General features: G+C 61.3%; 21 protein-coding genes. 11 read left to right on the forward strand and 10 right to left on the reverse strand.

Going from position 1 to position 22,076, the window contains the following annotated elements; genetic code table 11:
• Position 1 precedes the first annotated feature (1 nt).
• The 3 genes from HU730_RS13035 to HU730_RS13045 all read right to left on the reverse strand — a co-directional run bounded on the left by HU730_RS13035 (position 2) and on the right by HU730_RS13045 (position 2,445).
• The gene (locus tag HU730_RS13035) at positions 2–961 is read right to left on the reverse strand and encodes a 2-dehydro-3-deoxygalactonokinase (RefSeq protein WP_186527014.1); all 960 of its coding nucleotides are present in this window, start codon (positions 959–961) and stop codon (positions 2–4) included.
• A gap of 176 nt (positions 962–1,137) precedes the next feature.
• On the reverse strand, positions 1,138–1,464 hold the full coding sequence (locus HU730_RS13040) for a DOPA 4,5-dioxygenase family protein (protein ID WP_014716300.1): 327 nt from the start codon (positions 1,462–1,464) through the stop codon (positions 1,138–1,140).
• A 30-nt stretch (positions 1,465–1,494) separates the two neighbouring features.
• Positions 1,495–2,445: a LysR family transcriptional regulator gene (locus HU730_RS13045; RefSeq protein WP_186527015.1), complete on the reverse strand. Its 951-nt coding sequence runs from the start codon at positions 2,443–2,445 to the stop codon at positions 1,495–1,497.
• 103 nt (positions 2,446–2,548) lie between these two features.
• On the opposite strand from HU730_RS13045, the gene betC reads away from it, so the two are divergent.
• The 3 genes from betC to HU730_RS13060 all read left to right on the forward strand — a co-directional run bounded on the left by betC (position 2,549) and on the right by HU730_RS13060 (position 6,784).
• A complete protein-coding gene (gene betC / locus HU730_RS13050; protein ID WP_127880304.1) occupies positions 2,549–4,063 on the forward strand; it encodes a choline-sulfatase in 1,515 nt (504 codons plus the stop codon).
• A gap of 18 nt (positions 4,064–4,081) precedes the next feature.
• Positions 4,082–4,996 (forward strand): choline ABC transporter substrate-binding protein, encoded by a 915-nt coding sequence (gene choX / locus HU730_RS13055; protein WP_186527016.1) that lies wholly within the window; start codon positions 4,082–4,084, stop codon positions 4,994–4,996.
• 219 nt (positions 4,997–5,215) lie between these two features.
• Complete coding sequence (locus HU730_RS13060; RefSeq protein ID WP_060763856.1) at positions 5,216–6,784, forward strand: SulP family inorganic anion transporter; 1,569 nt, start codon at positions 5,216–5,218, stop codon at positions 6,782–6,784.
• Between the two features lie 128 nt (positions 6,785–6,912).
• Here HU730_RS13060 and aroE read toward each other — a convergent pair whose 3' ends face one another.
• The gene (gene aroE, locus HU730_RS13065; protein ID WP_034129199.1) at positions 6,913–7,731 is read right to left on the reverse strand and encodes a shikimate dehydrogenase; all 819 of its coding nucleotides are present in this window, start codon (positions 7,729–7,731) and stop codon (positions 6,913–6,915) included.
• A complete protein-coding gene (gene hemF, locus HU730_RS13070) occupies positions 7,731–8,663 on the reverse strand; it encodes an oxygen-dependent coproporphyrinogen oxidase (protein ID WP_060763857.1) in 933 nt (310 codons plus the stop codon). Before hemF ends, aroE begins: the two co-directional genes overlap by 1 nt.
• A gap of 178 nt (positions 8,664–8,841) precedes the next feature.
• Here hemF and HU730_RS13075 point away from each other — a divergent pair, with 178 nt between their 5' ends.
• Positions 8,842–9,819, forward strand: a complete 978-nt coding sequence (locus HU730_RS13075; RefSeq protein ID WP_034129198.1) for a quinone oxidoreductase — start codon at positions 8,842–8,844, stop codon at positions 9,817–9,819.
• 111 nt (positions 9,820–9,930) lie between these two features.
• Here HU730_RS13075 and HU730_RS13080 read toward each other — a convergent pair whose 3' ends face one another.
• From HU730_RS13080 to HU730_RS13090, 3 genes are all read right to left on the reverse strand, one after another.
• Positions 9,931–10,488: an L-threonylcarbamoyladenylate synthase gene (locus HU730_RS13080; protein WP_034129197.1), complete on the reverse strand. Its 558-nt coding sequence runs from the start codon at positions 10,486–10,488 to the stop codon at positions 9,931–9,933.
• Between the two features lie 74 nt (positions 10,489–10,562).
• Positions 10,563–11,666 carry a DNA-processing protein DprA gene (dprA, locus tag HU730_RS13085; protein ID WP_034129196.1) on the reverse strand — a complete coding sequence of 368 codons (1,104 nt, stop codon included), beginning with the start codon at positions 11,664–11,666 and terminating at the stop codon, positions 10,563–10,565.
• Positions 11,667–11,729: 63 nt separating this feature from the next.
• Positions 11,730–12,506, reverse strand: coding sequence for a hypothetical protein (locus tag HU730_RS13090; RefSeq protein WP_034129195.1), 777 nt, complete (start codon positions 12,504–12,506; stop codon positions 11,730–11,732).
• A 135-nt stretch (positions 12,507–12,641) separates the two neighbouring features.
• On the opposite strand from HU730_RS13090, the gene def reads away from it, so the two are divergent.
• The 5 genes from def to HU730_RS13115 all read left to right on the forward strand — a co-directional run bounded on the left by def (position 12,642) and on the right by HU730_RS13115 (position 17,320).
• The gene (def, locus tag HU730_RS13095; RefSeq protein WP_020301426.1) at positions 12,642–13,148 is read left to right on the forward strand and encodes a peptide deformylase; all 507 of its coding nucleotides are present in this window, start codon (positions 12,642–12,644) and stop codon (positions 13,146–13,148) included.
• Between the two features lie 69 nt (positions 13,149–13,217).
• Positions 13,218–14,171: a methionyl-tRNA formyltransferase gene (fmt, locus tag HU730_RS13100; RefSeq protein WP_186527017.1), complete on the forward strand. Its 954-nt coding sequence runs from the start codon at positions 13,218–13,220 to the stop codon at positions 14,169–14,171.
• Complete coding sequence (gene rsmB / locus HU730_RS13105; RefSeq protein ID WP_034129193.1) at positions 14,168–15,478, forward strand: 16S rRNA (cytosine(967)-C(5))-methyltransferase RsmB; 1,311 nt, start codon at positions 14,168–14,170, stop codon at positions 15,476–15,478. Before fmt ends, rsmB begins: the two co-directional genes overlap by 4 nt.
• Positions 15,479–15,500: 22 nt before the next feature.
• Positions 15,501–16,874: a Trk system potassium transporter TrkA gene (gene trkA / locus HU730_RS13110; protein WP_014716287.1), complete on the forward strand. Its 1,374-nt coding sequence runs from the start codon at positions 15,501–15,503 to the stop codon at positions 16,872–16,874.
• A 134-nt stretch (positions 16,875–17,008) separates the two neighbouring features.
• Positions 17,009–17,320: a tetratricopeptide repeat protein gene (locus tag HU730_RS13115; RefSeq protein WP_034129192.1), complete on the forward strand. Its 312-nt coding sequence runs from the start codon at positions 17,009–17,011 to the stop codon at positions 17,318–17,320.
• A gap of 183 nt (positions 17,321–17,503) precedes the next feature.
• On the opposite strand, the gene HU730_RS13120 is transcribed toward HU730_RS13115, so the two are convergent.
• Both HU730_RS13120 and tag read right to left on the reverse strand, forming a co-directional pair.
• Positions 17,504–18,391, reverse strand: a complete 888-nt coding sequence (locus tag HU730_RS13120; protein ID WP_014716285.1) for a lysophospholipid acyltransferase — start codon at positions 18,389–18,391, stop codon at positions 17,504–17,506.
• A 40-nt stretch (positions 18,392–18,431) separates the two neighbouring features.
• Positions 18,432–18,989 (reverse strand): DNA-3-methyladenine glycosylase I, encoded by a 558-nt coding sequence (gene tag / locus HU730_RS13125; protein ID WP_034129191.1) that lies wholly within the window; start codon positions 18,987–18,989, stop codon positions 18,432–18,434.
• A gap of 81 nt (positions 18,990–19,070) precedes the next feature.
• Here tag and glyQ point away from each other — a divergent pair, with 81 nt between their 5' ends.
• Both glyQ and glyS read left to right on the forward strand, forming a co-directional pair.
• Entirely contained in the window at positions 19,071–20,024 is a 954-nt protein-coding gene (gene glyQ / locus HU730_RS13130; RefSeq protein WP_003187265.1) for a glycine--tRNA ligase subunit alpha, read from the forward strand.
• Entirely contained in the window at positions 20,021–22,075 is a 2,055-nt protein-coding gene (gene glyS / locus HU730_RS13135) for a glycine--tRNA ligase subunit beta (protein ID WP_186527018.1), read from the forward strand. Before glyQ ends, glyS begins: the two co-directional genes overlap by 4 nt.
• The last annotated feature ends 1 nt before the right edge of the window (position 22,076 follow it).

Genomic DNA, 22,076 nt, shown 5'->3' on the forward strand with positions numbered 1-22,076 from the left:
GTCAGGCCTCCAGTACAGGTCGAATGAGCCCGGCGGCTTGCGCCAGTTGCCACAGGCCACGCTCGGTGGCTTCTTGCGCCAGGCTGACGTGGGCAAATCCGCAAAGGGCGAGGGCGCGTTGATAGCGGGCGCAAAGTGCAGCAGCGCCGACCAGGATGATCGGCTGATGTTTGGCCGAATCTGGCAAGCCGGCGAGCTCATGGCCGATGAGCAGGCCAGAGAGGTAATCGGGTTGCTGGTCGGGCGCCAGCTGCGCAGTGAGCCCAAGGGTACGGGCACTGAACAGGGTTGAAAGCACGCCACGCTGGCCATCGTTGGACAGCGCCACGCGCACGCCTTGATCAAACGCCTCGGCCTGGAACTGCTCGCTCGCTTGTTGGGTACGCCCCAAGATGCTGTGCTTGCTCAACACCGCAAACACTTCGCCAGTCATGAAGGTATCGAAATGGGTAATGCGGCCTTCCACCACCTCGACCCACTTGGAATGGCTGCCGGGCAGGCCGATCAACACCTGGGGCTCAAGGCCTTGCAGTACGCCGAGTACTTGGGTTTCTTCGCCACGCATGACATTGGGCAGACCCACTTGCTCGATCACCCCCGGCACGATATGCACCTGCACCCCACGCAGGCTGCGTATGCCATGCAACGCCTGGCCGAGACTGGCGACATCCACCGGCGTGCTGCGATAGGCCGCCTCGCTCCAACCCTGTGCGCTGCCGACCATGCCGCAAGCGATTACCGGCAGCCCGGGCTGGGCATCAAGCCAATCGCCGCAGGCGCTATCGAACGCCAGTTCAAAGCCGTCAGTGCATAGCACACCGGCTATTTCCCGGGGCTCTGTGGGCAAATGCATGATGCCCCAGGCTTGCGAGCGCTGTTCCAGCACAACGCCCGCGGGGCCGAGTTTGTAAGCACGAAGGGAGCTGGTCCCCCAATCGAGCGCGATCAATTGCGCCTGCATCGCTTCACCTGAAATGAGTGGGTGCTGAAAAAAGCAGATGGGCGAATATAAACCTAGGGAGCGGAATATCTCAATATATAAATATCAATCCCATATAATGAGACAAGACAAGATAAATCCTACAACCATTCTTGTTTTTACTTAGGGAAGGCCGCGGATTTATCGGGTAAGGAAGGTTAAAAAATCGACAAGTCCAGCTCGCGCATCGCGCCCATCCAGATGGCGTAATCGGTGTGGTCCTTGAGGTCGTCACCGGTTTCAGGGTGCAGGAACACCACCAGACCATTGCGATGCAGCGCCAGCCACGGCAACACCACACCGATATATTCCGGCTCGAACGCCAGCTGGCAACTCCAATCCGGGTGCGGGCCCACGGGCCGCTCGTGCACACGGCCCATGCGCAGCGGGAACAACTTGGCGGCGTCCTCACAGAGCGTGCGCGCCTGCTCAATCGTGCTGGCGTCGAAGTAGATATGGGCGTGGTAGCCCTTGATACGTTGCATGACTGACTCCGGTTCCACTGTGGGCCGATCCTAGACCGCAATCGACGGCAGGGCCAGCCCGGTCAACGAGTGCGCACTGTTGGCCTGTTCCGCCACAAGCCACTCGACAAAGCGGTCCACCAACTGTCCGCGGCGTTTGCGCTGGGGTTGCACCACGTAATAGCCCAAGCGCGAGATCACCATGGAGCTGATCGGCCGGCACAGCCAATTCTGCTCCAGCAGGTTATCCACCAGGTGGCGCCAGCCGATGGCGACGCCCTGGCCGGCAATCGCGGCCTGGATCAGCAAGGTGTAGTTGTCGAAGCGCAATTGCCCCGGGGTCGGCGCAGCCGTGATACCCAGTTCGCGGAACACGCCGTTCCAGTCAAACCATTGGCTGTTGTTTTCCTGGCGCAGGTGCAGCAACGGGCAGTCTTGCAAGGTCTGCACCGTCAGGGGCGCGACCTGCTCCTTGAGCCACTGTGGGCTGCACACCGGGAACACTTCCTCATTGAACAACCACAGGCTCTCGCCCTGCTTGAAACGGCCATCGCCGAACAGCACCGCCACATCAATATCGCTGCGCAGGGTGGCCGGGTTGCGCTCACTGGTGACCAGGCTGACATCCACCTGCGGGTTGGCCTGGTGAAAACGATGCAGGCGTGGCATCAGCCAATAGGCGGCGAAGGCAAAGTCGGTGGCGACTTGCAGCACTTCATGCTGGCTTTGTTGAGTGATGGCGCCGAGCCCCTGGTTGATGTTCTGCAGGCCGCCTTGCACATGCTCGAACAGCAGGGCACCGGCGTCAGTCAGTTCGATGCCGCGGTAAATGCGATCAAACAGGCGGATCGCCAGTTGCTCTTCAAGGCGTTTGATTTGCTGGCTGACCGCCGGTTGGGTGGTGCCCAGCTCCATCGCGGCCGCGGTGAAACTGCGATGACGCGCCGCTGCCTCAAAGGCGCGCAGCAAATCGAGAGAGAGGTCACCCAGCGCTTCATACATAAGCTCAACTTATCCTAGTCATTGCTGCTCATGGGCTTTACCCCATAATTCATGGGCCGCATGCTCATTGGCATAAACACTGCCTATGGAATGCCGAGAAACCATGAAGCGCAAGAACATTCTTTTCATCATGGCCGATCAGATGGCCGCGCCGATGCTGCCGTTCTACGGGCCTTCCCCGATCAAGCTGCCCAACCTCAGCCGCCTGGCGGCACAAGGCGTGGTGTTCGACGCCGCCTATTGCAACAGCCCGCTGTGCGCACCGTCGCGCTTCACCTTGGTCAGCGGCCAGTTGCCGAGCAAGATCGGCGCCTACGACAACGCCGCCGATTTCCCCGCCGATGTGCCGACCTATGCCCACTACTTGCGCCGCCTGGGCTACCGCACCGCACTGTCGGGCAAGATGCACTTCTGCGGCCCCGACCAGTTACACGGCTATGAGGAGCGCCTGACCAGCGACATCTATCCCGCCGACTACGGCTGGGCAGTGAACTGGGATGAGCCAGACGTACGCCCTACCTGGTATCACAACATGTCCTCGGTGCTGCAAGCCGGCCCGTGCGTGCGCACCAACCAGCTGGATTTCGACGAAGAGGTGGTGTTCAAGGCCCAGCAATATCTGTTCGACCATATCCGTGAGGAAGGTGACCAGCCGTTTTGCCTGACGGTGTCGATGACCCATCCCCACGACCCTTACACCATTCCCAAGCCGTTCTGGGACTTGTACGCAGACACCGACATCCCAATGCCCGCGACGCCGCCCCAGGCCGACCTCGACCCGCATTCCCAGCGGCTGCTCAAGGTTTATGACTTGTGGGACAAACCGCTGCCTGTGGATAAGATCCGCGACGCCCGCCGCGCCTACTTCGGTGCCTGCAGCTACATCGACAGCAACGTCGGCAAGCTGCTGCAGACCCTGGAAGACACCGGCCTGGCCGACGACACCCTGATCATTTTCTCTGGCGACCACGGCGACATGCTTGGCGAGCGCGGCCTCTGGTACAAAATGCACTGGTTTGAAATGGCCGCCCGCGTGCCGCTGCTGATCAGTGCGCCGGGGCAGTTCGCCGCTGGCCGCGTCACCCAGGCCGTGTCGACCGCCGACTTGTTGCCCACCCTGGTGGAATTGGCCGGCGGGGAACTGGACCCGCACTTGCCGCTGGACGGCCGCTCACTGGTCCCGCACTTGCAGGGGCAGGGCGGGCATGACGAAGTGTTTGGCGAATACATGGCCGAAGGCACCGTCAGCCCATTGATGATGATTCGCCGGGGCGCCTACAAATTCATCTACAGCGAGGACGATCCTTGCCTATTGTTCGATGTGCACAACGACCCGAGCGAGCAGGAAAACCTCAGCCAGTCAGCTGAACATCGGCCATTGTTCGAGGCGTTCTTGCGTGAAGCGCGGGCTAAATGGGATATCCCGGCGATCCATCAACAGGTGCTCGCCAGCCAACGCCGTCGCCGACTGGTGTTTGAAGCGCTGACCCATGGCAAGCTCAAGAGCTGGGATCACCAGCCACTGGTAGACGCCAGTCAGCAGTACATGCGCAACCATATCGACCTTGATGACCTGGAGCGCAAAGCACGTTTTCCACAACCCTGCCAAAACCAATAAGTAGACAGAGGGAAGGCCATGCAAAAGTTGAACGTGGTACTGAGTTTGGTGATGCTCAGCAGCGCCCAGGTGTACGCAGACACTCGCTGCGAAACGGTAAAGATGGCCGACCCAGGCTGGAGCGATATTGCCGCCACCAACGCTATCACCAGTTTCTTGCTGATGGGCATGGGCTATCAACCCAAGGTCGACACCCTGGCGGTGCCGATTACCTTCGGCGGGCTCAAGGACGGCCAGGTGGATGTCTTCCTCGGCAACTGGATGCCGGCGCAGCAAGGCTTCTACGACAAGTTCGTGGCCAACGGCGATGTGGTGCAACTGGCGAAGAACCTGGAGGGCACCGAGTTCACCCTCGCCGTGCCGGACTATGCGTGGGACGCCGGGGTGCATGACTTTGCCGACCTGAATAAATTTGCCGACAAGTTCGACAAGAAGATCTACGGCATTGGCTCCGGCGCGCCAGCCAATATCTCGCTGCAGGAGATCATCAAGAAGAATGATTTCGACCTTGGGCAGTGGAAGCTGATCGAGTCCAGCGAACAGGCGATGCTCGCAGAGGTCTCGCGAGCGGTGAAAAAACAGCGTTTTATCACCTTTCTCGGCTGGACCCCGCACCCGATGAACGTGCAACTGAAAATGCGCTACCTCAAGGGCGGCGAGCAGTACTTTGGTGCCACCGGCAGCGTCTATACCTTGACTCGCAAGGGTTACGCACAAGCGTGCCCCAATGTCGGCAAACTGCTGACCAACCTGAGTTTTACCCAGGCCATGGAGAACAGCATCATGGCTGACGTGGCCAACAACAAGGTCAGCAATGCGCAGGCGGCGAAGGCGTGGATCAAGGCCAACCCGGCAGTGTTGGACCAATGGTTGGAGGGCGTGAAAACCCTGGATGGCCAGGAGGCGTTGCCAGCGGTAAAAGCCAAACTCTGACGTTAAAATCGGACGCAGAGCGTCCCGAGCAGCATTCCCACGCAGAGCGTGGGAACGATCACTCTGACGCTTGCCGCTGACCCTGTGGGAGCTGGCTTGCCTGCGATAGCATCACCCCGGTATGCCTGTCACACCGAGGCGCCAGCATTGCAGGCAAGCCAGCTCCCACAAGTACCCATGCATTGATACTCTTGCCAAAACCCTTTACCCGAGCCTGCGATGCCCCGGCCCAACCGCCATACACTTTTGCCCTTCCTGCGCTGGCTGCCGCGCCAAACCCGCGCCAGCGTCGGCCGGGATGCCATCGTCGGCCTCAGCGGCGCGGTGCTTGCGCTGCCGCAGTCGATTGCCTACGCACTGATCGCCGGTCTCCCACCCGAATACGGGCTCTATGCCGCCATCATCCCGGTATTGATCGCTTGCCTGTGGGGCTCGTCCTGGCACCTGATCTGCGGGCCCACGGCCGCCATCTCCATTGTGCTTTACGCCAGCATCAGCCCACTGGCCGTGCCAGGCTCCCAGGACTACATCACCCTCATCCTGTTGCTGACCTTCCTTGCCGGTGTATTCCAGTGGTTGCTCGGCCTGCTGCGCTTCGGCGCGTTGGTGAACTTTGTCTCCCATTCGGTGGTGCTGGGATTCACCCTGGGCGCCGCCGTAGTGATCGCCTTGGGGCAACTGCCCAACCTGCTCGGCTTGGATTTACCGAGCCAGGCCACGGCTATCAATGGCCTGCTGGCGCTGATCGACCATCGTGGCGAGTGGGACCACGCGTCCCTGGCCCTGGGGCTGGGGACGTTGCTGACAGGTATGCTGCTCAAGTACCTGATGCCACGCTGGCCGACACTGTTGATCGCCTTGGTGTCGGGCAGCGTGGCGGCATGGCTGTGGCCGGCGATGTTCGGGCATGTGGCACGGGTCAGTTCGTTTATTGGCAAACTGCCGCCGTTCAGCCCGTTGCCGATGGATCTGGATCTGGTGCTGCGCCTGCTGCCCAGTGCCGTGGCGGTGGGGATGTTGGGGTTGGTGACCAGCCTGTCGATTGCCCGTTCGCTGTCCGCCCGCTCGCAACAACTGCTCGACGCCAACCAGGAAGTACGCGCCCAGGGTTTATCCAACATCGTGGGCGGATTTTTTTCCGGCTACCTGTCAGCCGGATCGTTCACCCGCTCGGGCCTCAGTTATGAGGCGGGTGCCTGTTCGCCATTGGCGGGGGTGTTTTCGGCCCTGTGGGTGGCGTTATTCGCGTTATTTGGCGCAGCGTTGATTGCGCATATTCCGATCCCGAGCATGGCGGCGAGTATCCTGCTGATCTGCTGGGGCCTGGTGGACCACCGCGGCATTCGTGCGCTGTTCCGGGTCAGCCGCGCCGAATTTGTGGTGATGAGCCTGACCTGTGTCGCCACCTTGTTGTTGGAGCTGCAAACGGCGATCTATGCCGGGGTACTGGCGTCGCTGTTTTTCTACCTCAAGCGCACCTCGCAGCCACGGGTGCAACACTGGCGCGACGGTGAAGCGGATGTGTTGCGGGTGGGCGGCTCGATCTTTTTTGGCGCCAGCCATTACCTGCAAGTGCGCCTGCAACGTCTGCAGGGTGAGCGGGTGGTGATCGAGGCGCAGCAGATAAACTTTATCGACTATTCCGGGGTGGAGATGCTGCACCAGGAGGCGCGGCGGTTGGCGGGGTTGGGCCGTAGCTTGACGTTGCGTGGGGCCAGGCCGCAGGTGGTAGAGGAACTGATGAAGCTGGAGGGGCCGGATAACTGCCCCCTCCATTTCGAAGACTAAACCCGATCAACTGTGGGAGCTGGCTTGCCTGCGATAGCGGTGGATCAGCCAGCACATGGGTAACTGACCTATTGCTATCGCAGGCAAGCCAGCTCCCACATTAAGTGTGCCCACATCAGCGTGTGGGATCAGGCCAATTGCCGGCGCAGTTCGGCCAGTACGGGCGCCGAATCCGGACGCACACCGCGCCACAGCAAGAAGGCTTCCGCCGCTTGTTCCACCAGCATGCCCAGGCCATCCATCGCCACCGCCGCGCCTTGCTCGCTCGCCCAGCGGCAGAATGCGGTGGGTTCCTTGGCGTACATCATGTCGTAGCAGAAGGTCTTGCCCGGCTCGATCAGGCTGCCGGCAATCGGCGGTACATCGCCTGACAGGCTGGCCGACGTGGCATTGATGATCACATCCACCGGCTCACGCAACCAGTCGAAACCACTGGCAGACACCGGGCCCAGGTCATCGAACAGCTCAGCCAGTCGCTCGGCCTTTTCCACGGTGCGGTTGGCGATGATCAACGACGAGGGTTGCTGCGCCAGCAACGGCTCCAGCGCACCGCGTACCGCGCCACCGGCGCCCAACAACAGGATGCGTTTGCCTTGCAGGCTCAGCCCGGCATTGACCGTCAAGTCGCGCACCAGGCCCGCGCCGTCGGTGTTGTCGCCCAACAACGTGCCGTCAGCCAATTTGCTCAAAGTGTTTACGGCGCCGGCGCGCTGAGCCCGTTCGGTCAGGGTATTGGCCAAGCGATAGGCCTCTTCCTTGAACGGCACGGTCACGTTGGCGCCACGGCCGTGTTGGAAGAACTCACGGGCACAGGCGGTGAAGTCCTCCAACGGCGCGAGCATCGTGCTGTAGTCCAGTTGCTCGCCGGTCTGGGCAGCGAACAGACGGTGAATCAGCGGCGACTTGCTATGGCCGATGGGGTTGCCGAACACAACATAACGGTCCATCACACCGCCGCCTTGGGCGCGGCAACGCCGAGCCAGTCACGGTCTTGCAGGAAGTAGTCGGTGAGGCGCGCCTCTTCGCTGCCGGCTTCGGCCTTCCAGTCGTAGCTCCAGCGTACCTGAGGTGGCAGCGACATCAGGATCGACTCCGTACGCCCGCCCGATTGCAGGCCGAACAGGGTGCCACGGTCATAGACCAGGTTGAACTCAACGTAGCGGCCCCGGCGGAACTCCTGGAACTGGCGTTGTTGCTCGGTGTACGCCATGGCCTTGCGACGCTGCACAATCGGCAGGTAGGCATCGATGTAGGCATCGCCGATGGCGCGGATGAAGGCGAAGCAGGTGTCAAAGCCCCACTCGTTCAAGTCATCGAAGAACAGGCCACCGATGCCACGGGGCTCGTTGCGGTGCTTGATGTGGAAGTAGGTGTCACACCAGGCCTTGTAGCGTGAGTACACGCCCGGGCCAAACGGTGCACAGGCCTGCTCGGCCACGCGGTGCCAATGAATGCAGTCTTCTTCATTGCCGTAATACGGGGTGAGATCGAAGCCACCACCGAACCACCACACCGGTTCTTCACCTTCCTTTTCAGCGATGAAAAACCGCACATTGGCGTGGGAAGTCGGTACATGCGGGTTATGCGGATGGATCACCAGCGACACACCCAGGGCCTCAAACCCACGGCCCGCCAGTTCAGGGCGATGGGCACTGGCAGACGGTGGCAGACCGCTGCCAAACACGTGGGAAAAGTTGACACCGCCTTTTTCGATCACCGAACCGTTTTCCATCACACGGGTACGACCGCCACCGCCGGCTGGCCGGGTCCAGGCGTCTTCGATAAAGCGAGTGTCCGTCTCGAAGGTTTCCAGGGCGCTGCAAATGCGGTCTTGCAGGTCAAGCAGGTAGGCTTTAACGGCCTCGGTGCGGGTAGTCATGGCATCACCTTGAATCGGGCAAAGCTACGCGAGGCCCATGGGGCGTCGGCGGCAAATGGGCGCACAGGATACCACTGCGCCTAGATGCCACTGCACTTAGGTGCACAGCAGTTGACGAGGATCAAGCTTAGGAGTCCGATAGGGGGCTACGCAGATTCGAACCCAAGGAGAAGTGCAGATGGCCAAACGTATCCAGTTCAGCGCCCATGGCGGCCCCGAAGTACTTGAATATGTGGACTACACGCCAGCGGAGCCTGGCCCACAGCAGGTTCGGGTGCGCAACGAGGCCATCGGCCTGAACTTCATCGACACCTACTTCCGCAGTGGCCTCTACGCGCCGCCCGCGCTGCCATCGGGCCTTGGTGCGGAAGGCGCTGGCGTGGTGGACGCGGTGGGCAGTGAAGTCAGCCAATTCAAAGTTGGCGACCGCGTGGCCTACGGCAGCGGCCCGCTGGGTGCCTACAGCGAGCTGCATGTGTTGCCTGCGGCCAACCTGGTGCACCTGCCGGATGAGATCAGCTTCGAACAGGCCGCCGGTGCCATGCTCAAAGGCCTGACCGTGCAGTACCTGTTGCGCCAGACCTATGAGCTCAAAGGCGGTGAAACCATTTTGTTCCACGCCGCTGCGGGTGGAGTGGGTTCCCTGGCCTGCCAATGGGCCAAGGCCCTGGGGGTGAAGTTGATCGGCACGGTCAGCTCCCCGGAAAAAGCCGCCCTGGCCAAATCGCTCGGCGCCTGGGAAACCATCGACTACAGCAAGGAAGATGTCGCACAACGTGTACTGGAATTGACTGACGGCAAGAAGTGCCCGGTGGTGTACGACGGCGTCGGTAAGGACACCTGGCTGACCTCACTGGACAGCGTGGCGCCGCGGGGTTTGGTGGTGAGCTTCGGCAACGCGTCGGGTGCGGTGGATGGGGTGAACCTGGGGATTCTGTCGGCGAAGGGCTCGCTGTACGTAACCCGGCCAACGTTGGCGACCTACGCCAACAGTGCGGCAAACTTGCAGGCGATGGCGGACGATCTGTTTTCGATGATCAAGAGCGGCAAGGTGCGCATTGATATCAACCAGCGCTACCCGCTGGCGGAGGCGGCCAAAGCGCAGACGGAGTTGTCGGCGCGGCGCACGACTGGCTCAACCATCCTGCTGCCTTAAGATCGTTCCCACGCTCTGCATGGGAATGCATACCGTGACGCTCTGCGTCACAAGCGGACGCAGAGCGTCCAATGCGGAGTTCCCACGCAGAGCGTGGGAACGAGCTGCACCTTACGAGGGGCGCACCACATCACCCGTCACCAGGTCCCGAATCAGGCTCGGGTTCTTGCGCCCACCCAGGGCGCCGCCCAACACCAAGTCCACTTGCCCGCGAAAATACTGCTCTACGCGAAGCCGCGTGCGGGCCGCCGGGCGGCCCTGAGGGTTGGCCGAGGTGGAAATCAACGGGCCGACCTGGGCGCACAAATCTCTCACCAACGGATGATCACTGACCCGCAGCGCTACGGTGTCATGCACACCCGTGACCCATTCAGGCAGCAAGTCTTGATGGGGCACCAGCCAGGTATTCGGCCCTGGCCAAGTGCTGGCCATGCGTTCGATCCACGTTTGCGGGAAATCTTCAAACAGAAAGTCGAACTGACGAATATTATCCGCCACCAGGATCAGGCCTTTGTCGACCGAACGGTTCTTGATCGCCAACAGTCGATCCACTGCTTCTTCGTTCCACGGGTCGCAGCCCAGGCCCCAAACCGCTTCGGTCGGATAGGCGATCACTGCGCCTGCGCGAATTTCCCGTGCGGCTTCCAGCACACGCCACCTGTTGACCATTGTTTACTCTCCGGACTAAAGCTCTGGGCAGTTTACCGATCTTCGTTACAAAACCTAGCGCCAAAAACGGGCCACTACAAAAGCGGGCACCGCGCCAGCCAGCGCCCGCTTTCGCAAATCACTTGGCCCTCCAACTCCAGTTCCGTCAGGGTGGCCAGTACTTGGGACAACGGCCGACCGCTGGCAATCGCCAAGGCTTCGCTGCTATGCGGTGCCGCGTGCAGCAGCGCCACCAACGGATGGATCACGGGCACCGGCGCAGCATGGGACAACCGCTGCCAACCGCGCAGGCTTTCAAGAATGTGCTCGATGGTTTCCACAAGCACCGCGCCATCACGGATCAGCTGATGACAGCCCTTGGCGGCGGGGTGGTGGATGGAACCCGGAATCGCGTACACCTCGCGCCCTTGCTCCGCCGCCAGGCGTGCGGTGATCAGCGAGCCGCTGGCCATACTGGCCTCCACCACCAGCACGCCTAACGACAGCCCGCTGATAATCCGGTTGCGCCGTGGGAAATTGCCGGCCTGGGGCGCGGCATCCAGCGGAAATTCGGAAACCACGGCGCTGCCTTGGGCAATCATCGCCGCGGCGAGCCTGCGATGGCGCTGTGGATAAAAATTTTCCAGGCCAGTGCCGAGCACGCCGATGGTATGGCCGCCTACGTCCAATGCCGCCTGGTGCGCCGCGCCGTCAATGCCCACCGCCAGCCCACTAGTGATGACAAAACCGGCGCTCGCCAGGCTACGGGAAAAGGCCGCTGCCGTGTCCATGCCCGGGCGAGAGGCACGCCGACTTCCCACCATGGCCAACTGTGGTTTTTCCAGAATACCGGGGTCGCCCGCCACGAATAACAACGGCGGCGCATCGTCGATCTGCGCGAGCAACGCCGGGTAATCAGGTTGGTCCCACATCAGCAAATGCTGGGCCGGGCGCCCCAGCCAGGCCAACGCTTCACTGGCACCGTCACGGACTTTGGGGCTACGTCGGGCCTCGGCACTGACGGCGGGCAAACCGAGGGAATGCCAGGCGCTGGCGGGAGCACTCAGGGCCTTGGAAGCGCAACCAAAGGCTTCGATCAATACGTGAAAACGCTTGGGCCCCAGTTCTGGCAGCCTGTGCAAGCGTAGCCGGGCTTCCAGCTCTGCCGGGGAAATATCGCTACTGTTTATCGGATTCATATGATCATCCTTGACCGGAACAAGCTGTGGATAACTCTGTTGGTAACTTATTTAGCAGGCTATTTATTGCGCTTGATCAGCCGTCTCGAAACGGTCTTGCACGGCTAGCGACCGTGAAGCACTGAGCACCAGGGCATAGCTGAGCTTTTCATAGGTACGAAACACCAGAAGGGTGCCGGCTCGCTCATCCGGGAGTGGCGTGGGCGTGCCGGTGAGGGCGTCTCGCACGGTGGCGCCAGCCTTGATCACCGTCAGCAGTTGGCCCTCCACCAGGCCATCGCGGCGGCCCTTGTTCAGGGTCACAGCGTCGAGCACGCCAATCTGCGTGACGCCCTTGGGGATGTCGATGATATGCCCTGTAATCAAGGGTGCAGGTTTGCACGGCTCCAGGTTCGCCAAAGCAACGGGAGGCTCGGCGCGCAACAAGCGGTCGCCTGGGCGGATTTCCTGGGTCACCCGTTGCACTGCGAGGGTGGTGAGGCTGTCGGCAAGCACAAAGCGCGCAGTGCCGATGTCGTCGGCATTGATGCCGAGTAACTCCTGGGTAACGGGGTCGGTGTAGGCCTTGCCTCGGCGAAAGATCCCGTAGCTCGGCTGGGCCGGGTCCAGACGCCCGCGCGCATGCACACGCTCGTCGTTGGCACCCAGCACGCGCCCGCCTTGCGCCGCAATAATGTAAGGCGCGTTATCCAGGTCCTCGGGCGAGTCAAAAATACGGTTGTGCAGTAAAAAATGCTGGATGGCCTGTTGCGCTGCCTGATCCAGGCGCTCAGTGGGTTGCGCAATCAACGCCGTGGCGAACGGGGCCCACAGCAGCAAGACGAGTAGCGATTTCCTCATGGGGTGAATCTCCTTTATTATGTGCGTTCGCGTGAAATGCCATGGCCTTCGCGGCTTCCGAGCGTTTCACACCGGCCGTATGGGTCCATCCCACCGCCGATTTGTCTCTTCCTCACATGTGCAGCAATTACGCTTATGGCTATTTTGAACATCCTCGAATTTCCCGACTCGCGCCTGCGCACGATCGCCAAGCCGGTGGCCGTAGTGGACGACAAGGTTCGTCAGTTGGTCGATGACATGTTTGAAACAATGTATGAAGCCCCGGGCATCGGCCTCGCCGCTACCCAGGTCAACGTGCATCTGCGTGTCGTGGTCATGGACCTGTCGGAAGATCGCAGCGAACCTCGGGTGTACATCAACCCTGAGTTCGAACCGCTGACCGAAGAGATGGGCGAATACCAGGAAGGCTGCCTGTCGGTGCCGGAGTTCTACGAGAATGTGGAACGCCCGCTGCGCGTGAAGATCAAGGCGCTGGACCGTGACGGCAAGCCTTTCGAACTGGTTGCCGAAGGCCTGCTGGCGGTGTGTATCCAGCATGAATGCGACCACCTCAACGGCAAGCTGTTTGTCGATTACCTGTCCACGCTCAAGCGTGACCGCATCAAGAAGAAGCTGGAAAAAAAGCATCGCCAGCAAGCCTGATGCCCTTCTTCCAAAGGCTTGCTGCGGCAAGCCTTTTTCTTTTGTGACTGTTTTTAACCGAGAACTCCCATGACCGAGCCATTGCGCATTGTTTTTGCCGGCACTCCTGAATTTGCCGCCGAACACCTCAAGGCGCTGCTTGCCAGCCCTTATGACATCGTCGCGGTGTACACCCAGCCGGATCGCCCGGCCGGTCGCGGGCAAAAACTGATGCCGAGTCCGGTCAAGCAGTTGGCGCTGGAGCACAACATTCCTGTGCTGCAGCCGCCGACCCTGCGTAACGCCGACGCCCAGGCCGAACTGGCCGCGCTGAAGCCCGACCTGCTGGTGGTGGTGGCTTACGGTTTGATCCTGCCTCAGGCTGTGCTGGATATACCGCGCCTGGGTTGCATCAACAGTCATGCTTCACTGCTGCCACGCTGGCGTGGTGCGGCGCCGATTCAGCGCGCCGTTGAAGCGGGCGATCAGGAGAGCGGCGTGACCGTGATGCGCATGGAAGCCGGCCTGGATACCGGGCCGATGCTGCTCAAAGTCACCACCCCGATCTCCGCCCAAGACACCGGCGGCAGTCTGCACGACCGCCTGGCTGAGCTGGGGCCGCCCGCCGTGATCCAGGCCATCGCTGGCCTGGCTGCCGGCACCCTGCAAGGTGAAATCCAAGACGACAGCCTGGCCACCTACGCCCACAAGCTGAACAAGGACGAAGCGCGCATTGACTGGAGCCGCCCAGCCGTGGAGCTGGAGCGCCTGGTACGTGCCTTCAACCCATGGCCGATCTGCCACAGCACCCTGAACGGCGAAGCCTTGAAAGTGTTGGCCGCGATCCTGGCCGATGGCGTAGGCGCTCCCGGTGAGATCATCGGCGCCAGCAAAGACGGCCTGTTGGTGGCTTGCGGTGAACAGGCGCTGTGCCTGACGCGTCTGCAATTGCCCGGCGGCAAGGCGCTGAACTTCAGCGATTTGTTCAACAGTCGTCGTGAGAAATTCGCCCTGGGCACCACGCTTGGAGTGGTCACTCAATGAACCCACGTCTGGCCGCCGCCAAGGCTCTCGCCGCTGTGCTCAATGGCAAGGCTTCGCTCAACAGTTCTCTGCCGACGCAGTTGGATAAGGTTGAAGACCGCGACCGCGGGTTTACCCAGGACCTGGCCTTTGGCACCGCCCGTTGGCAGCCACGGTTGTCTGCGTTGGCCGCCAAGCTGCTGCAAAAACCGTTCAAAGCGGCGGACGCGGATGTCGAGGCGCTGTTGCTGGTGGGCCTCTACCAGTTGCTCTACACCCGCGTGCCGGCCCACGCCGCTATCGGTGAAACCGTCGGTTGCGCCGACAAGCTGAAAAAGCCCTGGGCCAAGGCCCTGCTCAATGCCGTGCTGCGCCGCGCCCAGCGTGAAAGCGAAACGCTGTTGGCCGAGCTGGAACATGATCCGGTGGTGCGCACCGCCCACCCGCGCTGGCTGCAAAAATCCCTGAAGGCCTTTTGGCCCGAGCAATGGGAGGCTATCTGCGCGGCCAACAACGCACACCCGCCGATGATCCTGCGGGTCAACCGTCGCCACCACAGCCGGGATGCATACCTGCAATTACTAGTCGGCGCGGCCATCAACGCCACCCCGTGCGTGTACAGCACGGACGGTATCGTGCTGGAAGTCGCCGCCGATGTACGCAGCCTGCCGGGCTTTGCCGAAGGCTGGATCAGCGTGCAGGACGAGGCCGCGCAATTGGCTGCCGATCTGCTCGATTTGGCCCCAGGCCAGCGCGTACTCGACGCCTGCTGCGCGCCAGGCGGTAAGACGTGTCACATCCTTGAGGTTGAAAAAGACCTGGCCGGTGTGGTGGCTGTGGACCTTGAGGCCAAGCGCCTGGTGCGCGTGCGGGAAAACCTTGCACGCCTGGGCCTCAACGCCGACCTGATCGCCGCCGACGGCCGCGACACCGCCACCTGGTGGGACGGCAAGCCATTCCAGCGCATCCTGCTGGACGCTCCTTGCTCCGCCACCGGCGTGATCCGACGTCATCCGGACATCAAGCTGACCCGCCAGCCCGACGACATCGCCGCCCTGGCGGTGTTGCAAGGCGAACTGCTCGACGCGCTGTGGCCGACTCTGGAAGTCGGCGGCATCCTGCTTTACGCCACCTGCTCCACGCTGCCCACCGAAAATACCGAGGTCATCCAAGCTTTCCTCGCCCGCACCAGCGGCGCGCGCGAACTGGACCTCGCCACTAGCGCCGGTATCAAGCAGCCCCACGGTCGCCAACTGCTCGCGCAGGAAGGCGGGCACGATGGCTTCTACTACGCCAAACTGATCAAGATCGCTGCCGCGCGCGGCTGAATGGTTTTAAGGGAGTGACCGGATGAAAATCATCATCCTTGGAGCAGGGCAGGTTGGTGGCACGCTGGCCGAACATTTGGCCGGTGAAGCCAACGACATCACCGTGGTCGACACCGATGCCGAGCGCCTGCGCAACCTGGGCGACCGCCTGGACATTCGTACGGTGCAAGGTCGCGCGTCGTTTCCGACGGTGCTGCGTCAGGCCGGTGCCGACGATGCCGACATGCTGGTGGCTGTGACCAACAGCGACGAGACCAACATGGTCGCCTGCCAGGTCGCCCACACCCTGTTCCACACCCCGACCAAGATCGCTCGGGTGCGGGAAGCGGCTTACCTGACCCGCGCCGGGTTGTTCGACAACGACGCCATTCCGGTGGACGTACTGATCAGCCCGGAACAGGTGGTGACCCACTACATCAAGCGCCTGATCGAAATTCCAGGTGCGTTGCAAGTCATCGACTTCGCCGAAGGCAAAGCGCAACTGGTGGCAGTGAAGGCCTATTACGGCGGGCCGCTGGTGGGCCAGCAACTGCGCCAGCTGCGTGAGCACATGCCAAACGTGGAAACCCGCGTCGCCGCGATTTTCCGCCGTGACCGGCCGATCCTGCCCCAGGGCGACACGGTGATCGAGGCTGACGACGAAGTGTTTTTCATCGCCGCCAAGGCGAACATTCGTGCGGTCATGAGCGAAATGCGCAGGCTCGACGAGAGCTACAAACGCATCGTCATCGCCGGCGGTGGGCAGATTGGCGAGCGTTTGGCCGAAGCCATCGAAAGCCGCTATCAGGTGAAGATCATCGAGATGAGCCCGACGCGGTGTCGGCATTTGTCCGACACCCTCGACAGCACTGTCGTACTGCAAGGCAGCGCCTCGGACCGTGATCTCCTGATGGAAGAGAACATCGCCGACGCGGATATCTTCCTGGCCCTGACCAACGATGACGAAGCCAATATCATGTCGTCCTTGCTGGCCAAGCGGCTGGGGGCGAAGAAGGTGATGACCATCATCAACAACCCGGCCTATGTGGACCTGATCCAGGGCGGCGATATCGACATTGCCATCAGCCCGCAGTTGGCGACCATCGGTACCTTGCTCGCCCACGTGCGCCGTGGCGACATTGTCAGCGTGCACTCGTTGCGCCGTGGCGCAGCGGAAGCCATCGAGGCGATTGCCCACGGTGACTCCAAGTCCAGCAAAGTGATTGGCAAGGCGATCCGCGATATCGGCCTGCCGCCCGGTACCACCATTGGCGCGATCATTCGCGATGAAGAAGTGATCATTGCCCATGACGATACGGTGATCGCCACCGGAGACCACGTGATTTTGTTCCTTGTGGATAAAAAACATATTCGCGATGTTGAGAAGCTGTTCCACGTGGGGCTGAGTTTTTTCTGATTAAAAAATTGTGTGAGCCTGCCGCCGCCATCGCGGGCAAGCCCGCTCCCACATGTGATCGCGTTCAAGTGTGGGAGCGGGCTTGCCCGCGATGACGATATCGAAACCGCTATATAGCTAAAGGACGCACAGTCATGCTCGAATCCCTGGAAAAAATGCTCGCCAAGGGTGTGGATAATTCGCTGCTGCGCTTTGGCCTGGGCAAGGGTTATCTGGACCTGAAGGACAACGCAAAGGCGGCCGAGCATTTGCAGCGATGCGTCGAGTTCGATCCGAAGTATTCGGCGGCGTGGAAGTTGTTGGGCAAGGCGCACCAGGCCCAGGGTGACAGTGCCTCCGCACGACAGGCGTGGGAAAAAGGCATTGAAGCGGCCCAGGCCCACGGCGACAAGCAGGCCGAAAAAGAGATGGCAGTGTTCCTGAAGAAACTCGACCGCCAGGCTTGATTGGAAGGGGACTTGCCTACTACCTGTAGGAGCGAGCTTGCTCGCGAAAAACCAATAGGCGCCGCGTTTATTCAGGAAACACGCGTTATCGCTGAAGTTTTTCGCGAGCAAGCTCGCTCCTACAGGCATTAGGGCTTGCCCGCTCCCACATTGGTTTCGCAGCGAATTTAAGTCAGTAGTGAATCAATACCACCGCGCCTCACCCGGCGGGCGCTTCTTGAAGCGCTTCATGCTCCACATGTACTGGCTTGGGTAAGCACCTACATAGCGCTCAACTACCTTGCTCATCGCCGCACAGGACGTCGCGGTGTCGGTGCTGTACATGTCCTCCGGCGCCGCTTCCAGGATCACCTTGTAGCCCGAGCCGTCCGGCAGGCGCAGGGCGTGCAGGAATACGCCAACGGCCTTGTGGCCCGCGAGCATGTTCGGCACGAATTTACTGGTGAGCGCCTGGGTGGCAAAAAACGGTACGAAGATCCCGGCGGACTCAGCCGGCTCCGGGTCGGCAGGAATACCCACCTGGCCGCCTTTGCGCACTTCCTTGATCACACTGAGAATGCCTTCCTTGGTGGAAGCCGCCACGCGGTTGCCCAACTGCACGCGCTGCTTGCGCAGCAACTCGTCCACGGCCTTGAGCTTGGGCGGGCGATAGAAAATGATCGGTTTGCACTGGCTGCAGTAGAAGTGGTTCAACACTTCCCAGTTGCCCAGGTGGCTGGTGATGCCCACCACGCCTTTGCCAGAAGCCAGGGCCTCGTGCAGCACTTCCAGGCCCTCGACTTCGCGGACCAGGTCGATGGAGCGCTGCGCCGGCCAGATCCACGCGCAGGCGCTTTCGGTGAGGGACTTGCCGATGTCCATCAGGCTGCGGCCCACCAGGCGCTCGCGCTCTGCCGGGTCCATGTCCGGGAAGCATTTGGAGAGGTTGATCCGCACCGTATCGCGGGAACGGTTGGGGGTTTTCCACATGATCCAGCCGATCCCTGTGCCGACGGCTTGTACAGCGCGCCAGGGCAGCAGGGCAAACAACCGAAGAGCGCCTACCAGCAAGGCGCCTTTAAACTTTTCCACAGTTCACTCCTGATCGTGTGTGGTGCGCAAAGCCGGCATTCTAACCGGCGTTGACCAAGTCCGCGTAACGGTCGCAGTCCTGGGTGTGGTCCATGACCATGCCCGAGGCCTGCATGAAGGCGTAGCAGATGGTCGGCCCGACGAAAGTGAAGCCGGCCTTTTTCAAGGCTTTGCTCATGGCTTCGGCTTCGGGCGTGATCGCCGGGACGTCGCTGCGATCCTTGAAGTGATTGACCTTGGGTTTGCCGCCGACAAACGACCACAGCAACCCCACCGGGTCTTCCAGCGCCAGCCAGGCCGCGGCGTTGCGCCGGGTGGCATTGAGCTTCAAGCGATTGCGCACGATGCCGGGATCCTGCATCAGCGCCTCGATTTCTTCGTCGCTCAACTGGGCCAGGCGCTGCGCATCAAACCCGAACAAGACCTTTCGATAATGCTCGCGTTTGCGTAAAACGGTGATCCAGGACAGGCCTGCCTGGAACCCTTCGAGCAAAAGCAACTCGAACAAACCCTGCGCATCGCGCAGCGGCGTTCCCCACTCTTGATCGTGATAAGCCATGTACAGCGGATCTTCAGAACACCAAAAGCAGCGTGGCATAAGGCTCCAGGGAGTGGTGGCGGGGCCGAATCGGGTATACTCCCGCTCTTTAAATCGCAGCCCAAGTAACAGGTGAATTTCGTGAGCCAGCCTACGCCAGCCGTGCGTACCTTCCAAGACTTGATCCTCGCCCTCCAGCAATACTGGGCCGAGCAAGGTTGTGTGGTACTTCAGCCCTACGATATGGAAGTAGGCGCCGGCACTTTCCACACCGCTACATTCCTGCGGGCCATCGGCCCGGAAACCTGGAACGCCGCTTATGTGCAGCCCAGTCGTCGCCCGACTGACGGCCGCTACGGCGAAAACCCGAACCGTCTGCAGCACTACTACCAGTTCCAGGTGGTATTGAAGCCCAACCCGGACAACTTCCAGGAGCTGTACCTGGGCTCGCTCAAGCATGTGGGCCTGGACCCACTGGTGCACGACATTCGTTTCGTCGAAGACAACTGGGAATCGCCAACCCTGGGCGCCTGGGGCCTGGGCTGGGAAGTCTGGCTCAACGGCATGGAAGTGACGCAGTTCACTTACTTCCAGCAAGCCGGCGGCATCGAGTGCTACCCGGTCACTGGCGAGATCACCTATGGCCTTGAGCGCCTGGCCATGTACCTGCAAGGCGTGGACTCGGTCTACGACCTGGTATGGGCTGACGGCCCGTTCGGCAAGGTGACCTACGGCGATGTGTTCCATCAGAACGAGGTGGAGCAGTCCACCTACAACTTCGAACACGCCAACGTCGACAAGCTGTTCGAACTGTTCGACTTCTATGAAAGCGAAGCCAAGCGCCTGATCGAACTCGACCAGCCGCTGCCGTTGCCAAGCTATGAAATGGTGTTGAAGGCGTCCCATACCTTCAACCTGCTGGATGCCCGCCGTGCTATTTCGGTTACTGCGCGCCAGCAATACATCCTGCGTGTGCGCACCCTGGCGCGTTCCGTCGCCCAAGCCTACCTGCTGGCTCGCGCCAAGCTGGGCTTCCCGATGGCAACCCCGGATTTGCGTGATGAAGTGTTGGCTAAGCTGGAGGCTGCACAATGAGTGCTCAAGATTTCCTGGTTGAACTGGGCACCGAAGAGCTGCCACCCAAGGCACTCAATACCCTGGCCGATGCGTTCCTGGCCGGTATCGAAAAAGGCCTGCAGACTGCCGGCCTGAAGTTTGAAGCCAAAAAAGTCTACGCCGCGCCGCGCCGTCTGGCTGTGCTGCTGACCGCGCTGGAAACCCAGCAGCCGGACCGCAACATCAACCTGGACGGCCCACCGCGTCAGGCAGCTTTCGATGCCGACGGCAACCCGACCCAGGCCGCCCTTGGCTTTGCCAAGAAGTGTGGCGTAGAGCTGAGCGAGATCGACCAAAGTGGCCCGAAACTGCGTTTCAGCCAGGTCATCACCGGCAAGCCGACCGCCAGCCTGTTGCCGACCATCGTTGAAGACTCCCTGAACGACCTGCCTATCCCCAAGCGCATGCGCTGGGGTGCGCGCAAGGAAGAGTTCGTGCGTCCGACCCAATGGCTGGTGATGCTGCTCGGTGACCAGGTCATCGATTGCACCATCCTCGCCCAGAAGGCCGGTCGTGAGTCCCGTGGTCACCGCTTCCATCATCCAGAAAGCGTGCGTATCACTTCGCCGGCCAACTACCTCAACGACCTGCGCGCTGCTTATGTGCTGGCCGACGCCAATGAGCGTCGCGAGCTGATCAGCAAGCGCACCGAAGAATTGGCCCGCCTGCAGGAAGGCACCGCCATCGTGCCGCCAAGCCTGCTGGACGAAGTGACCGCCCTGGTGGAATGGCCGGTGCCGCTGGTGTGCTCGTTCGAAGAGCGTTTCCTCGATGTGCCGCAAGAAGCCTTGATCACCACCATGCAGGACAACCAGAAATACTTCTGCCTGCTGGATGTGGACGGTAAGTTGTTGCCGCGTTTTATCACCGTCGCCAACATCGAAAGCAAAGACCCGCAGCAGATCATCGCCGGTAACGAAAAAGTCGTGCGCCCGCGCCTGACCGACGCCGAGTTCTTCTTCAAGCAAGACAAGAAGCAGAAGCTGGAAGACTTCAACCTGCGCCTGCAAAACGTGGTGTTCCAGGAAAAACTCGGCAGCGTCTACGACAAGGCCGTGCGTGTGTCCAAGCTGGCGGCCTACATTGCCCCACGTATTGGCGGTGATGCCGCATGGGCTGCGCGTGCCGGCTTGCTGTCCAAGTGCGATCTGGCCACCGAAATGGTCGGCGAGTTCCCTGAGATGCAAGGTGTTGCCGGTTACTACTACGCCCTCAACGACGGCGAGCCGGACGATGTCGCCCTGGCCCTGAACGAGCAGTACATGCCACGCGGTGCCGGTGCAGAACTGCCGACCACCCTGACGGGTGCGGCTGTGGCGATTGCCGACAAGCTCGATACGCTGGTGGGTATCTTCGGTATCGGCATGCTGCCCACCGGCAGCAAAGACCCGTATGCCCTGCGCCGTGCGGCATTGGGCGTGCTGCGTATCCTGATCGACAAGAAGCTGGACCTCGACCTGACCCAGGCCGTGGTATTCGCCGTCGGCCAGTTCGGCACCAAGGTCAAGCAAGCCGGCCTGGCCGAGCAAGTGCTGGAGTTCGTGTTCGACCGCCTGCGTGCGCGTTACGAAGACGAAGGCGTGGACGTTTCCGTCTACCTGTCGGTACGTGCCCTGCAACCGGGTTCGGCACTGGACTTCGACCAGCGTGTACAAGCCGTGCAAGCGTTCCGCAAGCTGCCGGAAGCCGATGCCCTGGCCGCCGTGAACAAGCGCGTGTCGAACCTGCTGAGCAAGGCCGATAACCTCGGCAGTGCCGAAGTCGACCCTGGCCTGTTTGCCGACGCCAAGGAGTTCTCGCTGAACTCGGCCATCGCCAAGGCAGAGAACGCCGTGAAGCCGCTGATCGCCGAGCGTGACTACGCGCAAGCGTTGGCGCGCCTGGCGTCTCTGCGTGAACCGGTAGACGCGTTCTTCGAAGCGGTGATGATCAATGCCGAAGATGCCGGCGTACGGAAAAACCGTTACGCCATGCTCGCGCGTCTGCGTGGTTTGTTCATCAATATCGCCGACATCTCCGTACTGGGCTGAC

The sequence above is a fragment of the Pseudomonas sp. SWRI22 genome, from assembly GCF_014268395.2.
In the GTDB taxonomy this organism is placed as follows: Bacteria; Pseudomonadota; Gammaproteobacteria; order Pseudomonadales; family Pseudomonadaceae; genus Aquipseudomonas; species Aquipseudomonas paracarnis.